15 protein-coding genes are annotated in these 20,537 nt (G+C 71.4%); 11 read left to right on the top strand and 4 right to left on the bottom strand.

The genetic code is table 11. The features are described 5' to 3' along the window. Positions 1–48: 48 nt before the first annotated feature. From AB0M70_RS05870 to AB0M70_RS05885, 4 genes are all read left to right on the top strand, one after another. Positions 49–639: a TetR/AcrR family transcriptional regulator gene (locus tag AB0M70_RS05870; protein WP_365816765.1), complete on the top strand. Its 591-nt coding sequence runs from the start codon at positions 49–51 to the stop codon at positions 637–639. A gap of 126 nt (positions 640–765) precedes the next feature. Continuing rightward, positions 766–1,923 (top strand): acyl-CoA dehydrogenase family protein, encoded by a 1,158-nt coding sequence (locus AB0M70_RS05875; protein ID WP_365816767.1) that lies wholly within the window; start codon positions 766–768, stop codon positions 1,921–1,923. A gap of 24 nt (positions 1,924–1,947) precedes the next feature. After that, complete coding sequence (locus tag AB0M70_RS05880; RefSeq protein ID WP_365816770.1) at positions 1,948–2,817, top strand: acyl-CoA thioesterase II; 870 nt, start codon at positions 1,948–1,950, stop codon at positions 2,815–2,817. A 20-nt stretch (positions 2,818–2,837) separates the two neighbouring features. Next, positions 2,838–3,815, top strand: a complete 978-nt coding sequence (locus AB0M70_RS05885; protein ID WP_365816772.1) for a cation diffusion facilitator family transporter — start codon at positions 2,838–2,840, stop codon at positions 3,813–3,815. 1 nt (position 3,816) lies between these two features. Here the strand turns inward: AB0M70_RS05885 and AB0M70_RS05890 are convergent, their stop codons facing one another. Both AB0M70_RS05890 and AB0M70_RS05895 read right to left on the bottom strand, forming a co-directional pair. Then, complete coding sequence (locus tag AB0M70_RS05890) at positions 3,817–4,614, bottom strand: phosphatase (RefSeq protein WP_365816774.1); 798 nt, start codon at positions 4,612–4,614, stop codon at positions 3,817–3,819. Between the two features lie 77 nt (positions 4,615–4,691). Next, positions 4,692–6,221: a PucR family transcriptional regulator gene (locus tag AB0M70_RS05895; RefSeq protein ID WP_365817570.1), complete on the bottom strand. Its 1,530-nt coding sequence runs from the start codon at positions 6,219–6,221 to the stop codon at positions 4,692–4,694. 177 nt (positions 6,222–6,398) lie between these two features. Between AB0M70_RS05895 and AB0M70_RS05900 the strand changes: the two genes are divergently transcribed. The 7 genes from AB0M70_RS05900 to AB0M70_RS05930 all read left to right on the top strand — a co-directional run bounded on the left by AB0M70_RS05900 (position 6,399) and on the right by AB0M70_RS05930 (position 17,676). Continuing rightward, positions 6,399–7,868, top strand: a complete 1,470-nt coding sequence (locus AB0M70_RS05900; protein WP_365816776.1) for a sodium:solute symporter — start codon at positions 6,399–6,401, stop codon at positions 7,866–7,868. Between the two features lie 98 nt (positions 7,869–7,966). Then, the gene (gene speB / locus AB0M70_RS05905) at positions 7,967–8,965 is read left to right on the top strand and encodes an agmatinase (RefSeq protein ID WP_365816778.1); all 999 of its coding nucleotides are present in this window, start codon (positions 7,967–7,969) and stop codon (positions 8,963–8,965) included. After that, positions 8,962–10,647: a thiamine pyrophosphate-binding protein gene (locus tag AB0M70_RS05910; RefSeq protein ID WP_365816780.1), complete on the top strand. Its 1,686-nt coding sequence runs from the start codon at positions 8,962–8,964 to the stop codon at positions 10,645–10,647. The genes speB and AB0M70_RS05910 overlap by 4 nt, the downstream gene beginning before the upstream one ends. A gap of 177 nt (positions 10,648–10,824) precedes the next feature. Then, a complete protein-coding gene (locus AB0M70_RS05915; protein ID WP_365816782.1) occupies positions 10,825–11,763 on the top strand; it encodes a serine hydrolase in 939 nt (312 codons plus the stop codon). A gap of 101 nt (positions 11,764–11,864) precedes the next feature. Further along, complete coding sequence (locus AB0M70_RS05920) at positions 11,865–15,626, top strand: ABC transporter ATP-binding protein (RefSeq protein ID WP_365816784.1); 3,762 nt, start codon at positions 11,865–11,867, stop codon at positions 15,624–15,626. Positions 15,627–15,722: 96 nt separating this feature from the next. Then, entirely contained in the window at positions 15,723–16,118 is a 396-nt protein-coding gene (locus AB0M70_RS05925) for a hypothetical protein (RefSeq protein ID WP_365816786.1), read from the top strand. 139 nt (positions 16,119–16,257) lie between these two features. Then, the gene (locus tag AB0M70_RS05930) at positions 16,258–17,676 is read left to right on the top strand and encodes a S28 family serine protease (RefSeq protein WP_365816788.1); all 1,419 of its coding nucleotides are present in this window, start codon (positions 16,258–16,260) and stop codon (positions 17,674–17,676) included. A gap of 180 nt (positions 17,677–17,856) precedes the next feature. On the opposite strand, the gene AB0M70_RS05935 is transcribed toward AB0M70_RS05930, so the two are convergent. Next, the gene (locus tag AB0M70_RS05935; RefSeq protein ID WP_365817572.1) at positions 17,857–18,471 is read right to left on the bottom strand and encodes a hypothetical protein; all 615 of its coding nucleotides are present in this window, start codon (positions 18,469–18,471) and stop codon (positions 17,857–17,859) included. Between the two features lie 130 nt (positions 18,472–18,601). Further along, positions 18,602–20,440: a glycoside hydrolase family 3 protein gene (locus AB0M70_RS05940; protein ID WP_365816790.1), complete on the bottom strand. Its 1,839-nt coding sequence runs from the start codon at positions 20,438–20,440 to the stop codon at positions 18,602–18,604. Positions 20,441–20,537: the final 97 nt, after the last annotated feature.

Genomic DNA, 20,537 nt, shown 5'->3' on the forward strand with positions numbered 1-20,537 from the left:
TTTCCATTAGGTTAACGACCGCTAACCGCCCTGTCTAGAATTGATTCCATGGCCACCAGAACCGACGCCCCCACCCGTCGCGAGCAGATCCTCAGGGAAGCCGCCAGGCTCTTCGCCGAGCGCGGCTTCCACGGAGTCGGAGTGGACGAGATAGGGGCTGCCGTCGGCATCAGCGGGCCCGGTCTCTACCGCCACTTCGCGGGCAAGGACGCGATGCTCGCCGAGCTGCTCGTCGGCATCAGCGGACAGCTCCTGACCGGCGGCAAGCGGTGTGTCGCCGACACGGAAGGACCGCCGGAGCGGGTGCTCGACGCGCTCATCGAGGGGCACATCGACTTCGCCCTCGACGACCGCTCCCTGATCACGCTGCACGACCGCGAGCTCGACCGCCTGCGGGACACCGACCGCAAGCTGGTCCGCCAGCTCCAGCGGCAGTACGTGGAGATCTGGGTCGACGTCGTGCGCAAGGTCTATCCGGACCTCGCGGAGAACGCCGCGCGCGTCTGCGTGCACGCGGTCTTCGGGCTGCTCAACTCCACGCCGCACCTGAGCCGCCGCGACGCGCTGCCGAGCCGCAGCGCCATGGCCCAGCTGCTGCACGGCCTCGCGCGGGGAGCCTTCGCGGCGGCGGTGGCGTGACGGGAGCGACAGGGCTTCTCTCTGGACGGTCCGGTGACCGGCGGGTAACGTTGTTCTGAGCAAGCGCTTAGTCCGTGCTTGGACCACAGTGAGCCGCTGGGGCCGTCGTAGCAGAGGGAGTTTTCCGTGCGCCGTACCGTTTTCAATGAGGACCACGAGGCGTTCCGGGAGACCCTGCGCGCCTTCATCGAGGCCGAGGTCGTCCCGGTCCACGAGGAGTGGTTCGCCGCGGGTCAGGTGCCGCGCGAGTTCTACTACAAGCTGGCCGAGCTCGGCCTGTTCGGCATCAACGTCCCCGAGGAGTTCGGCGGCGCGGGCCTGGACACCCACAAGTTCGAGGCCATCCAGTACGAGGAGACCGCCCGCGCGGGCGTCACCTTCGGCGGCTCCGGCGTCCACGTTCTGCTCGCCCTGCCCTACATCAAGGCGCTCGCCACCGACGAGCAGAAGAAGCGCTACCTGGAGAAGTTCGTCTCCGCCGAGGAGATGTGGGCCCTCGCGATGACCGAGCCGGGCACCGGCTCCGACCTCGCGGGCATGAAGAGCACGGCCAAGCTCTCCGAGGACGGCACGCACTACGTCCTGAACGGCTCCAAGACCTTCATCACCGGCGGCGTGCACGCCGACCGCGTGATCGTCTGCGCCCGTACGTCGGCGCCCACCGCCGAGGACCGCCGCTACGGCATCTCCCTCTTCGCCGTGGACACCAAGTCCGAGGGCTACTCCATCGGCCGCAAGCTCGACAAGCTCGGCCTGAAGACCTCCGACACCGCCGAGCTCGCGTTCGTCGACGTCAAGGTCCCCGTCGAGGACCTCCTCGGCGAGGAGAACAAGGGCTTCTACTACCTCGGAAGCAACCTCCCCTCAGAGCGCTGGGGCATCGCCTACGGCGCGTACGCGCAGGCCAAGGCCGCCGTCCGGTTCGCCAAGGAGTACGTCAAGGACCGCACGGTCTTCGGCAAGACGGTCGCCTCCTTCCAGAACACGAAGTTCGAGCTGGCCGCCTGCCAGGCCGAGGTGGACGCCGCCGAGGCCGTCGCCGACCGCGCCCTGGAGGCCCTGGATGCGGGTGAGCTGACCGCCGCCGAGGCCGCGTCCGCGAAGCTCTTCAACACCGAGGTCGCGCACCGCGTCATCGACAAGTGCCTCCAGCTGCACGGTGGCTACGGCTTCATGAACGAGTACCCCATCGCCCGCCTGTACGCGGACAACCGCGTCAACCGCATCTACGGCGGCACCAGCGAGGTCATGAAGATGATCATCGCCAAGAACATGGGCCTGTAAAGAACGCCCTGTAGAACTTCAACCATGAACAAGGCACTTGAGTCCCTCCTCGATCTGCTCGACCTGGAGCAGATCGAGGAGGACATATTCCGGGGCGTGAGCCGCTCGGCGCTCGTCCCGCGCGTCTTCGGCGGCCAGGTGGCCGCCCAGGCGCTGGTGGCGGCAGGACGCACGGTCCCCGCCGACCGCCCCGCCCACTCCCTGCACGCGTACTTCCTACGCGCGGGGGACCCCGGCGCGCCGATCGTCTACACCGTCGACCGCATCCGCGACGGCCGCTCCTTCACCACGCGCCGCGTCGTCGCCGTCCAGCACGGGCAGCCGATATTCCACCTCTCCGCGTCCTTCCAGACGGACGAGGAAGGCCTGGAGCACCAGACGGGCATGCCGCCGGCCCCGGACCCGGAGACCCTCCCCACCGCCGCGAAGATGCTGCCGCGCCACCTGCCGTCGCACGTCGCCGAGCGCCTGATCGAGGCCCGCGCGGCCGTCGACCTGCGCTACGTGGACGCGCCGCCCTGGGCCACGGTCGGGCAGCCGCGCGAGCCGCGCTCCCAGGTGTGGTTCCGCACGAACGGCAAGCTCGACAGCGCTGTCGACGCGTCCTTGCTGCACGTCTGCCTCGCCACGTACGTCTCCGACATGACGCTGCTCGACTCGGTGCTGCTCGCGCACGGCCGTGGCGGCTGGGCGGTCGGCGACGTCGTCGGCGCCTCGCTCGACCACGCGATGTGGTTCCACCGCCCCTTCAGGGCCGACGAATGGCTCCTGTACGACCAGGAGTCGCCCTCGGCGTCCGGCGGGCGCGGACTCGGCCAGGCGCGAATCTGGACCCAGGACGGGCAGCTCGCGGTGACGGTGATTCAGGAAGGCGTCGTTCGCGTTCCCCGCTGATCGGACATACCGTCCGATACATGACTGAGCTACCGTCAGAGGGCGGGGACGAGAACGGCGAAAGCACCTTCACCGTCATCGTCGCCGCCGTCGCCAACCTCGGGATCGCCGTCGCCAAGGCCGTCGCCGGTGTCATCAGCGGATCGAGCGCGATGCTCTCCGAGGCGGCGCACTCGCTGGCCGACACCGTCACCGAGGTGCTGCTCCTCACCGCCCTGAAGCGGAGCGAGAAGCCCGCCGACGAGGACCACCCGCTGGGGTACGGCCCCGAGCGCTACATCTGGGCGATGCTCGCGGCCGTCGCCACCTTCGTCGGCGGCGCCGTCTTCTCGATCTACGACGGCATCCACACCCTGGTGGCGGGCGAGGAACTCGGCGACCCGCTCATCTCGTACATCGTGCTCGCCGTCGCCTTCCTCCTGGAGGGCTACTCGCTGCGCACCGGCGTCAAGCAGGCCCGCGGTGAGGCGGCACGCTTCGGGGCGTCCTTCGGGCGCTACCTGCGCCACACGCCCGACACCGCCGTGAAGGCCGTCGTCCTGGAGGACTCCGCCGCCCTGGCCGGGCTCGTGCTCGCCGCGGGCGGACTGCTCGGCGGGCAGCTCACCGGGTCCGGGGTGTGGGACGGCGTGGCCTCGCTCTGCATCGGCGCGCTGCTCCTGTACGTCGCCTGGGTGCTCGGACGCAGCAACGCCCAGCTCCTCATCGGGCGGCCGCTGCCGAAGCCGATGCGCGAGGAGATCCGCGAGGTGCTGCTCGCCTCCGAGCACATCGAGGCCGTGCTCGAGCTGACGACCCTGCTCCAGGGGCCGCGCGAGGCGCTGGTCGCCGCCAAGGTCGACTTCCGGGACGCCTCCACGGCGGCACAGATCGAGTGGGCCTGCGAACAGGCCGAACGACGGCTGCGTGAGCGCTTTCCCGGCGTACGACGGGTCTATCTCGACCCCACGCCGGGGTTCGCCCAGCGGCGCACGGAGGGGCTCAACCCGTGGCCGTGACTCAGGCTGTCGGGGTGAGGCCGGCGGCATCCAGCAGGTAGGCCGTCATGGGGTCGTAGAAACGCGGGCTCGTGACGTGGTCGTCCAGCGGGACCGTCACCTGGACGGTGCCCTCGGCCTCGCCGATGAACAGCGCCGGGTCGTTGCAGTCCGCGTACCCGACGGAGTCGACGCCGCGCTGGCCCGCGCGTCCGGCCCACCCGTGGTCGGCGACGACCAGGTCGGGCAGCGGGCGCCCCTCGCGCTCCAGGCCGTCCAGGATCGCGTTCATCGGCTCGGGGGAGTGCGTGTGCCAGAGGGTCGCGCCACGCTCCAGCATCGCCACGTCCGCGAACTGGAAGACCATGCCCTCGTCGGCGGTGAGGCCCTCCGGGATGACCACGATCTCGCAGCCCGCCGCGCGCAGGGCCGCCGCTGTCGCGCGGTGCACGTCGAGCAGGCCCCCGGGGTGGCCGGTGGCGAAAAGGACCCTCTCCTTGCCGGCCGCGGCCTTACGGAGGCGCGCCGCCATCCGCTCCAGGGCGTCGACGGTCAGCTCGGGGTCGATGGTGTCCTGCCCGTGCCGGTACTCGGCGTCGTCGATCACACCGCACCGCTCGGCCATCACCGCGAGGACGTCCTGCTCGTCGGTCCAGCGGTCACCGAGCTCCAGGCCGAGCCAGTAGTGACGGTCGCCGTTCGCGAGCTTCCTGTAGTGGCTGAGGTTGTTCTCGCGTGGCGTGGCGACATCGCCCGCGATGCGGGAGCGTACGAGGTGATCGACGAGCGCGGGACGGCTGGGTATCGGCATGGGGCCCATTCTGCCGTCGGCAACCGGATGGTGGCGGGCAGTCCCGAAGCCTGGACCTGTGAGTTGCACCCCTCCGGAGGCCTGCGTCACCTCTCGCGGCCCAGCGCGAACCAAAGTTCCATGCGGACATCAGGGTCGTCCAGGTCCGCCCCCAGGAGCGTCCCGCACCGCGTGATCCGCTGTCTGACCGTGTTGCGGTGGACGCCCAGGGCCGTGGCCGTGCGGTCCCAACTGCCATGCAGGGAGAGCCAGGTGCGCAGGGTCTCCGTGAGCGCCTCGCCGGCGCCGAGCGGGGCGAGCAGCACGCGCGCGTGGGCCGCGGCCTCGGCGGGCGACACCAGTGCCGCGATGCCGCCTTCCCGGTGCCGGACGAGCGGCGTACGGGTGGCCTCGGCGCGGCGCAGGGCGCGGTCCGCCTGGGCGTCGGCGGCGGCCAGGTTCCCGGGGGTGGCGGGGGCGGAGGCGCCCAGGGTCCAGCCCGGCTCGGCGGCGAGCGCACGGCCGGCGGGGAGCAGCAGCCGTACGAGGCCCTGCCCGGCGTCCGCGTCCACCAGGCCGCTGCCCAGCGCGGCGGCCAGCGCGGAGGCGGCGACGGCGTGCGCCACCGGGTCGTCGCCGACGTCCCCGCGCGCGTGCACCACGGTCCACGCGTCGGCGCCCAGGAGAGGCGCGACATCGTCCACCGCCGAGCCGAGCAGCAGCCGTACGAGAGCCGCCGACCGCACGGAGTCGGCGGCGCCCTGGTGCTTGCCGGTCAGGAGCGAGAGGAGGACGACCGCGACCCCGGTGATCGTGTGGTCCCCCGGCTCGCGCTGCTCGGCGGCGACCCCGAGCGCGAACCCCTGGCCCCCGCCCAGCGCGTACGCGGCGAGGTGGGCCCCGCCCACGGAGTCGGTGGCGGAGGCGGGCGCGGGGCCGGGCCGCCCCGAGGGACGTACGACTTCGGAGAGGTCGCGCACCGCCTGCCGCGCCCCTGCTCCCGGCGCTGTGCCCGCCGTATGGAGCACCGTGCCGTCCGGGGCGTAGAGCGCCGCCCAGCCGCCCAGGCGCACCGCGAGCTGGCGCAGGACCGCGGGCACCGGGTCCGGGCGCGCAGCGGCCGTGGCGAGGCCCTGCTGTGCCTCCGTCACGCGGCGCAGCTCGGCGTGCCTGGCCTCCGCCACGAGGCGCCACACCGCGCGGGCGACGCCGCTGAACGTCGTGCGCGGCGGTACTTCGAGGAGCGGCAGGCCGTAGCGGTCGCACGCCGTCACCAGGGCCCGCGGCACCGTGTCGTGCACGGGCGCGACGCCGAAGCCGAGGGCCGCGCCACCCGCCTCGACGATCCGCGCCACGTAGTCGTCGAGGTACACGCCCGCGCCCACCGGGTCGGTGATGTGGACGCCCGCCGTCAACAGAAGCTCGCCGCCCAGGAGGTACGGATACGGGTCCGCCATCTCCGAGGTGTGCACCCACTGGACGGCCGCCCCGCTCTCCCCGGCGTCGGGGCCCGCGATCTGGCGCAGGCCCAGATCCTCCCGGGCCAGGAGCGCCGTCAGGGGGACGGGCGGGGTCGGGGGAGCCGGGGAGGGGGCTGAAGGGGCGAGCGGGTCCGGCACGGTGGATGTTCCATCCAGTTCGATCACGGGGAGTGGATGAAACGTACACTTCAGCGTTGCTTTCCGGCCACCTAAGGTCGTGCCGACCCCAGGCCGCGGGTACGGGCGGATGTCCCCGCGGCTGGTTGCCACCCCCCCATCTGGCATCACCCCCATCTGCACGACACGCCACCGAGGTGCGCGAAGGAGGGCCCTATGGCCGTCGACTACACAGTGATCGTCGTCTATCTCGCCGGCATGCTCGCCATGGGCTGGTGGGGCATGCGCCGCGCCAAGTCCAAGAGCGAGTTCCTGGTCGCGGGACGCCGCCTCGGACCGTGGATGTACTCCGGGACCATGGCCGCCATCGTCCTCGGCGGCGCGTCCACCATCGGCGGCGTCGGCCTCGGCTACCAGTACGGGCTCTCCGGCGCCTGGATGGTCTTCACGATCGGCCTCGGGCTGCTCGCGCTGAGCGTCTTCTTCTCGGCGCGCATCGCCCGCCTGAAGGTCTACACCGTCTCCGAGATGCTCGACCTGCGCTACGGCGGGCGCGCGGGCGTCATCTCCGGGGTCGTCATGTGGGCGTACACGCTGATGCTCGCGGTCACCTCGACCATCGCGTACGCCACGATCTTCGACGTCCTGTTCGACATGAACCGCACGATCGCGATCATCCTCGGCGGCTCGATCGTCGTCGCGTACTCGACGCTCGGCGGCATGTGGTCCATCACGCTCACCGACATGGTGCAGTTCGTGGTGAAGACCATCGGCGTGCTGCTCCTGCTCCTTCCCATCGCGGTCGTCAAGGCCGGCGGCTTCAGTGAGATGAAGGCCAAGCTGCCCACCGAGTACTTCGACCCGCTGGGCATCGGCGGCGAGACGATCTTCACGTACGTCCTGATCTACACGTTCGGCATGCTCATCGGGCAGGACATCTGGCAGCGCGTGTTCACCGCGCGCAGCGACAAGGTCGCCCGCTACGGCGGCACCGTCGCCGGTACGTACTGCCTCGTCTACGCCATCGCGGGCGCCGTCATCGGCACGGCGGCCAAGGTCATGTACCCGAAGCTGCCGAGCGCGGACGCGGCCTTCGCGACCATCGTCAAGGACGAACTGCCCATGGGCGTACGGGGTCTCGTGCTCGCCGCGGCGCTCGCCGCCGTGATGTCCACGTCCTCCGGGGCGCTGATCGCCTGCGCGACCGTGGCCAACAACGACATCTGGTCGCGGCTGCGGGGCGCCGTGAAGCCCGGCGGAGAGGGCGAGGAGCCGCACGACGAGGTGAAGGGCAACCGCCTCTTCATCCTGATCATGGGCATCGCCGTCGTCTGTATCGCCATCGCCCTCAACGACGTCGTCCAGGCGCTCACCGTCGCCTACAACCTGCTCGTCGCCGGTCTGCTCGTGCCGATCCTCGGCGGGCTGCTGTGGAAGCGCGGCACCGCGCCCGGCGCCCTCGCGGCCGTCGCCGCCGGTGGGCTCTCGGTGATCGGGCTCATGTGGGGGTACGGAATCCTCGCCAACGAGCCGGTCTACTACGGCCTGTTGATCTCCCTGGCCGTGTACGTCGTCGTCTCCCTCGCCACGAAGCCGACCGACGCGGCCGTGCTCGCCGCCTGGCGCGAGCGGCTCGCGGGCCGGGGGTCCGAAGAAGCGGAACCGGAGACGCCGGTAACCGTCTAGTCCTGCGCGCGGCCCACTGCCGACGTCACTGTCAGTGGGCCGCGCGACACTTGTCCCAGCAGCAACGCAGTACTCGTACCAGCAGGAGGAAACCGACCATGAGCAGCGCCGAGACCCCGACCCCCCGCGGCCCGGTCGATTCCTCCCGCGTGCCGCGGTACGCGGGCCCGGCGACCTACGCCCGGCTGCCCCGCCTCGACGAGGTGGGCGGCAAGACCGACATCGCCGTGGTCGGCGTGCCCTTCGACACCGGTGTCTCGTACCGCCCCGGCGCCCGCTTCGGCGGCAACGCGATCCGCGAGGCCTCGCGCCTCCTGCGTCCGTACAACCCCGCGCAGGACGCCTCGCCCTTCGCGCTCGCGCAGGTCGCGGACGCGGGCGACATAGCCGCGAACCCGTTCAACATCAACGAGGCGGTCGAGACGATCGAGGCCGCCGCGGACGACCTGCTCGGCTCGGGCGCCCGCATGATGACGCTCGGCGGCGACCACACCATCGCCCTGCCGCTGCTCCGTTCGGTCGCCAAGAAGCACGGCCCGGTCGCCCTGCTTCACTTCGACGCGCACCTGGACACCTGGGACACCTACTTCGGCGCCGAGTACACCCACGGCACGCCGTTCCGCCGGGCCGTCGAGGAGGGCATCCTCGACACCGAGGCGCTCTCCCACGTCGGCACGCGCGGCCCGCTCTACGGCAAGCAGGACCTCACGGACGACGAGAAGATGGGCTTCGGCATCGTCACCTCGGCGGACATCTACCGCCGCGGCGCCGACGAGGTCGCCGACCAGCTGCGCCAGCGCATCGGCGACCGCCCGCTGTACATCTCCATCGACATCGACTGCCTGGACCCGGCCCACGCGCCCGGCACGGGCACCCCGGAGGCGGGTGGCATGACGTCGCGCGAGCTCCTGGAGATCCTGCGGGGCCTGTCCTCCTGCAACCTCGTCTCCGCGGACGTCGTCGAGGTCGCCCCCGCCTACGACCACGCGGAGATCACGGCCGTCGCCGCCTCGCACACCGCGTACGAGCTGACGACGATCATGTCCCGCCAGATCGCGGAGGCCCGCCGGTCCACCGAGGGGAGCGCGGCCAAGTGACGCACGACCACGACGTAGTCCTGCGGCCCACCGAGGCCCAGACGGAGGCGGCCCTGAATCCGCCTGCGGGGCGCAACGGCGGCGACCTCGTCGTGGAGACCCTCCAGGGCCTCGGCGCGACGACGGTCTTCGGCCTGCCCGGCCAGCACGCGCTCGGCATGTTCGACGCCCTGCGGCGCTCCTCCCTGTCGTACGTCGGCCTGCGCGTGGAGAACAACACGGGCTTCGCCGCCGACGCGTACGGCCGGATCACCGGTGAGGTGGCCCCGCTGCTGCTCTCCACCGGGCCCGGCGCGCTCACCTCGCTCGCCGCGCTCCAGGAGGCGGCGGCCGGGTCCTCGCCCGTGCTCGCAATCGGCAGCCAGATCCCGGTGGCGGGGCTCGGCGGCGGCCGGCACGGCTACCTCCACGAGCTGCGCGACCAGCAGGCCTCGTTCCGCGACATCGTGAAGTCCGTCCACACGGTCCGCACGGCCTCGCAGATCCCCTCCGCGATCGCGGCGGCCTGGGAGTCGGCGCTGACCGCCCCGCACGGCCCGGTGTGGGTGGAGATCCCGCAGGACGTCCTGCTCGCGGAGACGACGCTGCCCGTCGTCACGGCCATGGACGCGACCCCGGACGAGGTCGTCCCGCGCCCCGAGCTGACCGCGGTCGCGGCCGACCTGCTTTCGCGGGCCGAGCGCCCCGCGATCATCGCGGGCGGCGGAGTCGTGCGCTCGGACGCCTCCAAGAAGCTCCTCGCGCTGGCCGAGCTGGTGAACGCGCCCGTCGTCACGACCTTCGGCGGCAAGGGCGCCTTCCCCTGGGAGCACCCGCTGTCACTCCAGTCCTGGCTGGAGGACCGGTACACCACGGACTTCCTGGAGGACGCGGACGTCCTCCTGGTGGTTGGCTCGGGCCTGGGCGAGCTCTCCTCGAACTACCACACGTTCAAGCCGCGCGGCCGGGTCATCCAGATCGAGGCCGACGCGGGGAAGCTGGAGTCCAACCACCCGGCGCTCGGCATCCACGCGGACGCGCGGCTCGCGCTGTCGGCGCTCCTGGAGACGATCGACGCTCCGAGGGAGGACTCCGAGGCCCCGGAGCGGGTCCGGACGGTCCTGGCCAAGGTCAAGGACCGGATCGCCGCCCAGGAGCTCACCCTGGAGCAGCAGGTGCTCGCGTCGGTGCGGGAAGCCCTGCCGGACGCCTCGCCGTCCTTCTGGGACATGACGATCCTCGCCTACTGGGCCTGGTCCGCCTTCGACGCGCGGCGCCCGAACACGATGCACTCGGCGCAGGGCGCGGGCGGCCTCGGGTACGGCTTCCCGGCAGCCCTCGGAGCGGCGGCCGCCGACCCCTCGACGCCGGTGCTCGCCGTGTCGGGCGACGGCGGCGCGATGTACTCCATCGCGGAACTGGCCTCCGCCAAGCAGCACGGCCTGCCGGTCACCTGGCTGATCGTGGACGACGGGGGCTACGGAATCCTCCGGGAGTACATGGCGGACGCGTTCGGCGAGCCCACGGCCACGGAGCTCTCCCGCCCCGACTTCGTCGCCCTCGCGCAGTCCTTCGGGGTGCCGGGTGTCCGGTCGACCCCGGAGACCCTGCGCGACGACCTGACGAAGGCGCTCGCGGAGCCGGGGCCCTCGGTGGTCGTGCTGCCGGCGGTGCTGCGGATGTTCGAGCCGACGCACCTCTGAGATCCGTCCGCGAGCGGCGGGCGCCATGACACGGACTGGTTACAGATAGGTCATCTGTTCCCAAACTCGTGCATCCATGTACGGGTACCGGTGAGTCATCTGGGGTGAGTGCGCCGGGGGGCGCGCTTGTACGGGCCCCGAGGGTCTTGTACGGACCCAAGGGGATGGGGAAACTCCATGACTCACCCGGTATCCGGGACGACCAGGCGTGCCCGCGTGCTCGCGGCGGGCCTCGCCGCCGGCGTACTCGTGCCGCTCGGTACAGCCGCGACCGCCACGCCTGCCGCCGCCGCGACGCCGCCGAAGGTCACCTGCACCTCCGCGCAGGCCGGCCTGGCCGCCAAGCTCACGAAGGACATCACGGCGGCCCTGAAGAACCGCAAGGGCACCATCGCGGTCGGTCTCCACGACCGCTCCACGGGCACCACCTGCACCCTGCGCTCCACCACCTCGTTCGACTCGGCGAGCGTCGTCAAGACGACCGTCCTCGCGGCGCTGCTGTGGGACGCGAAGAAGACCGACCGCAAGCTCTCGGCCCGTGAGTCGGACCTCGCGTACGCCATGATCACCAAGTCGGACAACGCGGCGACGAGCAAGCTCTGGCGTCAGCTCGGCACGGGGAAGATCAACGGCTTCCTCAGGGCCGCCAAGATGACGAAGACCGTGCCGGGGTCCGGCGGCTACTGGGGCCTGACCCGGATCAACGCGGCCGACGAGCAGAAGCTCCTCGCGCTGATCACCGCCAAGAACGCCGTCCTGAGCGACAACGCGCGCGCCTACATCCTCAAGCTGATGAACAAGGTCGTCGCCTCGCAGCGCTGGGGCACCCCGGCGGGCGCGCCGTCCGGCGTCAAGATCCACGTCAAGAACGGCTGGCTGCAGCGGTCGACCCACGGCTGGCGGGTGCACAGCATCGGCGCGTTCAAGGGCGGCGGCCACGACTACACGATGTCCGTGCTCACCCACGGCAACAGCAGCATGAACTACGGCGTCGCCACCATCCAGGGCGTGGCCAAGGCCATCCACAAGGACCTGGCGCCCAGGGCCTCCGCGGCCGGGCGTTACGCCCCCACGGCCACCCCGCGCGAGGCGTTCGTGGCGGTCCCCGGCAACTGACGGGGTCCTAGGACCTCAGACCCCTCTTTGTTGCGGCGGGATGAAATCCGCATCCCGCCGCGTTGGGCCTCTCGGCAGGTCAGGTCGACGGGAGGCAGCACGTGACGGAGCAACGGGGCGGGGTCGAGCCGGAGAAATCCGGGGGTGCCGAGGCGGAGACATCCGGATGGGCGAAACGGCTCACCGGGTACGCGTGGCGGTACCCCAAGGACGTCCTGCTCGCGCTCGGCTCCTCGCTCGCCGGCATGGCCGTCATGGCGCTCGTCCCGCTGATCACCAAGGTGATCATCGACGACGTCATCGGGGACAAGTCCCGCGACATGGGCCCCTGGGTCGGCGCTCTCCTCGGCGCCGCCGTCCTCGTCTACGTCTTCACCTACATCCGCCGCTACTACGGCGGCCGTCTCGCCCTCGACGTCCAGCACGACCTGCGGACCGAGATGTACAGGACGATCACCGGGCTCGACGGGCGGCGGCAGGACGAGCTGTCCACCGGGCAGGTCGTCGGGCGCGCGACCAGCGACCTCCAGCTCATCCAGGGCCTGCTCTTCATGCTGCCGATGACCATCGGCAACATCCTGCTCTTCGTGATCTCCCTCGTGATCATGGCGTGGCTCTCCCTGCCCCTGACCGCCGTCGCGCTCGCCGTGGCCCCCACCCTCTGGTTCATCGCCAAGCGCAGTCGGGGCCGCCTGCACCCCTCCACCTGGTACGCGCAGGCCCAGGCCGCCGCCGTCGCCGGGGTCGTGGACGGCTCCGTCTCCGGCGTACGCGTCGTGAAGGGCTTCGGCCAGGAGGACCAGGAGACCGGGAAGCTCCGGGAGGTCGGCCGCAAGCTCTTCGCGGGCCGCCTGCGCACCATCCGCCTCAACTCCAAGTACACGCCCGCCCTGCAGGCGGTGCCCGCGCTCGGGCAGGTCGCGATGCTCGCGCTCGGCGGCTGGCTCGCGGTGCGCGGACAGATCACGCTCGGCACGTTCGTCGCCTTCTCCAGCTATCTCGCCCAGCTCGTCGGACCCGTGCGGATGCTCGCCATGGTCCTCACCGTCGGCCAGCAGGCCCGCGCGGGCGCCGAGCGCGTCCTCGAGCTCATCGACACCGAGCCGACGCTGACGGACGGCACGAAGGAACTGCCCGCCGACGCCCCGGCCACCGTCGAGTTCGACGACGTCTCCTTCGCCTACGAGGACAGCCGCCCCGTCCTCGACGGCCTCTCCTTCGAGATCCGGCCCGGCGAGACCCTCGCCGTGGTCGGCACCTCCGGCAGCGGCAAGTCCACCGTCTCGCTGCTGCTGCCCCGCTTCTACGACGTGACGCACGGCGCCGTCCTCATCGGCGGCCACGACGTGCGCGAGCTGACCACCGATTCGCTGCGGGCCGCGATCGGCCTCGTGCCCGAGGACTCCTTCCTCTTCTCCGACACCATCCGCGCCAACATCGCGTACGGAAAGCCGGACGCCACCCAGGAGGAGATCGAGACCGCGGCCCGCGCCGCCCAGGCCGACCGCTTCATAGCCGAGCTGCCCGACGGGTACGACACCACGGTCGGCGAGCACGGCCTGACGCTCTCCGGCGGCCAGCGCCAGCGCGTCGCCCTCGCCCGCGCCATCCTCACCGACCCCCGCCTGCTCGTCCTCGACGACGCGACGTCCGCGGTGGACGCACGGGTCGAGCACGAGATCCACGAGGCGCTGCGCGGCGTCATGGCGGGCCGCACCACCCTCCTCATCGCCCACCGCCGCTCCACCCTGAACCTCGCCGACCGCATCGCCGTCCTGGACGGCGGACGCCTCGCGGCCATCGGCACGCACGAGGAGCTGACCGAGCGATCGGCGCTCTACCGGCGCCTGTTGACCGACCCGGACGAGCTCGGCGGCGTCTCGCCGGGCCGCACGGTCCCGGTCGAGATCCCCGAGGACACCTCCGTACGCGACGAACTCGACGCCGAGTTCGACGCCGAGCGCGGCATCACCCCGCAGCTATGGGTGGGCGACCGGGAGCCGAAGGACACCGCGATGGCCGGGATGCCCGCCACGCCGGAGCTCCTCGCCCAGGTCGACGCGCTGCCCCCGGCCACCGACACCCCCCGCATCGACGAGGCACGCGCGGTCACCCCGGAGGAGTCGTACGGCCTGCGCCGCCTGCTCGCCGGATTCGGGAAGCCGCTGCTCCTGGCCCTGCTGCTGGTCGCGATCGACGCGGGCATGGGCCTGCTGCTTCCGGTGCTGATCCGGCACGGCATCGACGAGGGCGTCTCGCAGCTCGCGCTCGGCGCCGTCTGGGTGGCCGCCGGGCTTGCGCTGCTCGCCGTGCTCGCCCAGTGGGTGGCCCAGATCGGCGAGACGCGGATGACGGGGCGGACGGGCGAGCGCGTCCTCTACGCCCTGCGCCTGAAGATCTTCGCCCAGCTCCAGCGGCTCGGACTCGACTACTACGAGCGGGAGTTGACCGGGCGCATCATGACCCGGATGACCACGGACGTGGACGCCCTGTCCACCTTCCTGCAGACCGGACTCGTCACCGCCTTCGTCTCCGTCGTCACCTTCTTCGGCATCATGGTCGCGCTCGTCGTCATCGACGTGGAGCTCGCGCTCGTCGTCTTCGCGACGCTGCCGCCGCTGATCATCGGCACGGTCTTCTTCCGCCGCTCCAGCGTCAAGGCGTACGAGCTGGCGCGTGAGCGCGTCTCGGTGGTCAACGCCGACCTCCAGGAGTCCGTCGCCGGGCTGCGCATCGTGCAGGCCTTCCGGCGCGAGCGCTCCGGCGGCGAGAAGTTCGAGCGGGCCAGCGCCGACTACCGCAGCGCCCGTATCCGCGGGCAGTGGCTGATCTCGGTCTACTTCCCGTTCGTGCAGTTGCTCTCGGCGGTCGCTGCCGCCGCGGTCCTGATGGTCGGCGCGGGGCGCGTGGAGGCGGGCACGCTGACGACCGGCGCCCTGGTCGCCTACCTCCTCTACATCGACCTGTTCTTCGCCCCCGTCCAGCAGCTCTCCCAGGTCTTCGACGGCTACCAGCAGGCCACCGTCTCGCTCGGCCGCATCCAGGAGCTGCTCCGCGAGCCGACCTCCACCGAGTCCGCGGACGAGCCGCTCGACGTGCTCTCCCTGCGCGGCGAGATCGCCTTCGAGGGCGTCGACTTCGCGTACGGGTCCGCCGACGAACCGGAGGAGGCGCTGAGCGACGTACGCCTGCACATCCCCGCGGGCCAGACCGTCGCCTTCGTGGGCGAGACCGGCGCGGGCAAGTCGACGCTCGTCAAGCTCGTCGCCCGGTTCTACGACCCGACCGGCGGCCGGGTGACGGTGGACGGCACGGACCTGAGGTCCCTGGACCTGACCTCGTACCGCCACCGGCTCGGCGTCGTCCCGCAGGAGGCCTACCTCTTCGCGGGTACGGTGCGCGACGCGATCGCCTACGGGCGGCCCGACGCCACCGACGCCGAGGTGGAGGCCGCGGCCCGCGCGGTCGGCGCGCACGACATGATCGCCACCCTGGACGGCGGGTACCTGCACGAGGTCTCCGAGCGTGGCCGCAACCTCTCGGCAGGGCAGCGCCAGCTGATCGCCCTGGCCCGCGCCGAGCTCGTCGACCCGGACATCCTGCTCCTCGACGAGGCGACCGCGGCCCTCGACCTCGCCACGGAAGCGCAGGTCAACCAGGCCACCGACCGCATCGCGGGCAAGCGCACCACCCTGGTCGTCGCCCACCGCCTCACCACGGCGGCCCGCGCGGACCGCGTGATCCTGATGGACCACGGCCGGGTCGCGGAGGACGGCACGCACGAGGAGCTGCTGGCGCTCGACGGGCGGTACGCGACGCTGTGGCGGACGTTCGTGGGCGAGGCGGAGCCGACGGCCGCCTGACCCGGAGAACAAATGGACCGTGGGGCGCAACCGGGCGCCCCACGGTCCGCGTCCGTACATCAGTACGCTGATGCGGAAGTGTCGGGAGGGAAACTGGTGAGCAGTGGTCGAATACGGCGGAGCCTCGCGCTCGGCGCCGTCGTCCTTGCGGCTGCCGTCCTGCTCGGTGTCGCGGGCGCGGGTGCCGCGCAGGCGCAGGCGTCGGCCGGACGCTGCGCCGGGCACAAGGTGCGCACCCTCTCCTTCAGCACCGGCAAGGTCGTCGTCTACAAGAGCCGTGGCTACATCTGCGCCGTCACGGTCGCCAAGCGCCCCGGCGCCCGCAAGACCATGTCTGTCAGCGTCCAGGCGCGCGGCAACCGCCCGGCCAGGGACAAGGGCCGCTACACGCATCACGCGGGGCCGGTGACGGTGCACGCGGGGCAGCGCTGTGTGTGGGTGAAGGGCAGGGTCGGCGGGGGGAGCACCAGCTCGGGCTGGATCCTGTGCTGACGGCTCACTGATCGCATGGTGCACGTTGTGCGCCAATTTGTGTCGTACTGCGTCCTGACGTGACGCAAGAGCCCCTAGTGGTGAGCGAGTTGCTCCGATAAGTTCCGGCGGACGCAATCGCGAACTTAGGGGAGAGTGCATGCGCAAGGCGCTCAGATGGCTGCTGTCGCTCGTGGTGCTGATAGGCATCGGCACCGCGGGCACAGTGAGTGCGGCAGGGGCGGCCACCGCCGCGAAGCCGCAGGCCACCGACATCAAGGACCGGCTCCTGGCGATACCGGGCATGAGCCTGGTCGAGGAGAAGCCGTACACCGGCTACCGCTACTTCGTCCTCAACTACACCCAGCCGATCGACCACCGGCACCCCTCCAAGGGCACCTTCAAGCAGCGCCTGACGGTCCTGCACAAGGACACCGCCCGGCCCACGGCCTTCTTCACCAGCGGCTACAACGTCTCGACGAACCCCAGCCGCAGCGAGCCGACGCGGATCATCGACGGCAACCAGGTCTCCATGGAGTACCGCTTCTTCACGCCGTCCCGCCCCGAACCGGCAGACTGGTCCAAGCTCGACATCTGGCAGGCCGCGAGCGACCAGCACCGCATCTTCAAGGCCCTGAAGCCGATCTACGACAAGAAGTGGGTGGCGACCGGCGGCTCGAAGGGCGGCATGACCGCCACGTACTACGAGCGCTTCTACCCGCGTGACATGGACGGCGTCGTCGCGTACGTCGCCCCGAACGACGTGGTGAACAAGGAGGACTCGCGCTACGACGAGTTCTTCGAGACGGTCGGCACCAAGGAGTGCCGCGCCGCGCTGGAGGGCGTGCAGCGTGAGGCGCTCGTGCGCCGCGAGCCGCTGGAGAAGAAGTACGCGGAGTTCGCCGAGGCCGGCAACTACACCTTCAAGACCGTCGGCAACCTGGACAAGGCCTACGAGGCCGTCGTCCTCGACATGGTGTGGGGCTTCTGGCAGTACCAGCCGGAGTCCGCGTGCGCCGATGTCCCCGACGCCAAGTCCGCGTCGGACCAGGTGCTCTTCGACTACATCGACCAGGTGGGCGGCTGGACCTCCTACACGGACCAGGGCCTGACCCCGTACACGCCGTACTACTACCAGGCCGGCACGCAGCTGGGCTCGCCCGACATCAAGCAGCCCTGGCTCGGTGACCTGAGCCGCTACGGCTACCAGCCGCCGCGGAACTTCGTGCCGCGCGAGATCCCGATGAAGTTCCAGTCGGGTGCCATGAAGGACGTGGACCGCTGGGTGCGTCACAACGCGCAGCGGATGATGTACGTCTACGGCGAGAACGACCCGTGGGGTGCCGAGCCGTTCCGTCCCGCCAGGGGCGCGAAGCACGACTCCCACGTCTTCACCGCGCCGGGCGCCAACCATGGGGCGAACGTGGCCGGGCTCGTCGCGGCGGACAAGGCGAAGGCGACGGAACGAATCCAGGCCTGGGCCGGGGTGTCCACTACGGCTTCCCCGAAGCCGCTGGCTCCTTACGACGCGAAGCTTGACCGCAAGGACGCGGACCGGAAGCAGAGTCTGCGGCCGTAGGGGCATTCCCTGCGGGGCATTCCCCAATCCCACCCCTTCCCGAACTGGGGCTCCGCCCCAGACCCCGTACAAGATGTCCTCAAACGCCGGACGGGCTGAATCTTTCAGCCGTCCGGCGTTTGAGGACGCCCCGGCGCAGCCGGTTTTCGGGAAGGGGCGGGGTTGGGGATAATTCACCGCTCATACCCGCACCGCACACCCCACCGGCTTCCCGCCCTCCAGCGACACGTACAGCTGAGTCGCGGCGGGACACGCGTCACGTGACGGGACCGCCGAAGTCACCCGGTACTCAGGGGCCCTCGCGCCAGACCCGTCGCACGCCGTCTCCCGCACCTCCCCCTCGCCCGCCCCGTACACACAGTCCCCGACAACCGTCCGAGGACCACCCCCGCCCCCGGGATCCCCGGGATGCGGCAGCTCCAGGTTCCGCATGCAGGCGTAACCCCGCGGCACCTCGCCGTTCCCGTCCTCGTCCACCGTGGGGCGGTTCTCGCTGATGTGGAGCACGAAGTCCGTGCGGGCGGGGCACGCAGGGCCATCGGCGACCGAGGCGTCGTGACGGGCGATGACCCGCGCCGCCGCACGCTCACTCGTGCACGACACCTCGGTGAACGTCTCGCGCCCCCGCGAACTGCACTCGTCCACCGCGAGGAAGACCGCTCCGTGCCCGGAAGGCGCCGCCGAGGACGACCGCCGGCCGGACGCGTCCGATCCCGGGTCCGAGGAGTCCTGGCAGCCGGCCACACCGACGCACGCGACCAGAAGCAGCACCCCCGCACACCGCCGCCCAAGCATGACAAGCACGACAAGCATGGCGAACCCCCGATATGTGGACCCAGCGTGGCCCGCGGGGGCGGGCGCACGCCAGGTGCGCGGGGTGCTTTGGGCCAGGTGGAGGTGGCGCGCCGCCGCCCCGGCGTACGGATCAGTACGTCAGGCCGTGCCCGACCGGGTACAGCACCTGCGCCGGATCATCCGCACGCTGCACCGGCACGGGCAGCTTCCCGCTCGGCTCGGCGCGCCCCGCGATCACCCGTACCGCGGCGCGCAGTTCGACGTCCGTCCAGCAGTACGCGGCAAGGGACGCGCCCACGCCTTGCAGCCGCGCCACGTCGTACGGATTGCGGATCGCGAGGGCGACCACCGGGACGCCGGTCGCCACCAGCGCCTCCACCAGGGCGATCTGAGCGCTTCCCGCCCCCACGTTGTACGTGCCCACGAGCACCGCGTCCTTGCCCGCGGCCGCCGCGACCGCCTCGGCGATCTTGGCGGCGGAGGGGGCCGTGCCCGTCGGCAGCACCGTCGGCGTGAAGCCGAGGTCCGTCAGCTCGCGCCCGATGACGGTCGTCGGCGGCCCCGTCGTCCCCGACGGCGACGCCGGATCGGCGCCCACGACGAGCACGTCACGCTGCGTGCGCCGGGAGAGCGGAAGCAGCCCGTCCGCGTTGATCAGCAGCGTCGTCGTCTCCTCCGCGATCCGGTCGGCGGCGGCGAGATGCGCGCGCGTGCCGACGGCCCTGTCGACGCCGCGCGACGTGACATACGGGTCGGAGAAGAGGTCGAGCTTCGCCTTGAGGCGCAGGATCCGCAGGATCGATTCGTCGAGCCGGGCCTCCGTCAGCTCACCGTCCCGCACGGCCTGGAGCACCGCGTTCCAGGCGACCTCCGGCTTCGGCGGGTTCAGGAGCTGGTCGACGCCCGCCTTCAGCGCGAGCACCGGCACGCGGTCGTCGCCGTACTTCGTGCGCACGCCCTGCATGCCGAGCGAGTCCGTCACCACGACCCCGTCGTAGCCGAGTTCCTCGCGCAGGATGCCGGTGAGGATGGGGCGGGAGAGCGTGGCCGGGTCCTCCGCCGGGTCGAGGGCCGGGACCACGATGTGCGCGGTCATGATCGAGTCGATGTCCGCGGCCACCGCCGCCCGGAACGGCGGGGCGTCCAGGGTCTCCCACTGCTCACGCGTGTGGTGGATGTACGGCAGCTTGGAGTGACTGTCGTCCTTGGTGTCGCCGTGCCCGGGGAAGTGCTTGGACGTCGAGGCGATGTCCGCTCCCTGGTAGCCCTTGACCTGCGCGGCGACCAGATCGGCGACCGCTTCGGGGTCCGAGCCGAAGGACCGTACGCCGATGACGGGGTTGGCGGGGTTGACGTTCACGTCGGCGACCGGGGCGTAGTTCTGCCGGATGCCGAGCGCGCGCAGTTCGGTGCCCGCGATGCGGGCCGCCTTGCGCGCCAGGGACTGCGAGCCCGCGGCGCCCAGGGCCATCGCGCCGGGCAGGAGCGTGGCGGGGACGCCGACGCGCGCGACGGCCCCGTGCTCCTGGTCGGTGGAGATGAGCAGCGGGATGCGGGCGGTGGGGGACTGCTCCGGGGCGTCCGGGGTGAGGGCGGCGCGCTGGATGCCGTTCGAGAGGCCGGCGATCTGCTGCGGGGCGCGGGTGTTGTGGGCCCAGCCGAAGTAGATGATGCCGCCGAGGTGGTACTTGGCGACCGCCTCCGCGGCGGTGCGCACGCCGAGCTCCTTGAGGTTGGCGTCGATGTCGGCCTGGTCGGGCTCGGTGGCGGAGTGGCCGTACACATGCATCACGAAGAGCTGGCCGACCTTCTCCTCGAGGCTCATGCGGGAGATGAGCCCTCGCAGCTTCCGGTCGCGGCCGCGGTCGCCGCTGCCGGCCGCGTGGGCGGCGGAGGGCGCGGCCAGGGCCGTCGCCGCGACGGCCGTGGCGGTGAGCAGGGTGCGTCTGGAGGCGTTGCGGTGGGTCATGTGCGCTCCTTCGGGGACGTCCTCGGGGACGGATGCCGGACCGGAGCCGGACTGGGGGAACCGGCTGAAGGAAACTTTCCGAGTGCCACGGATATCC

This window comes from Streptomyces sp. NPDC051214 (assembly GCF_040682375.1).
Taxonomy (GTDB): domain Bacteria; phylum Actinomycetota; class Actinomycetes; order Streptomycetales; family Streptomycetaceae; genus Streptomyces.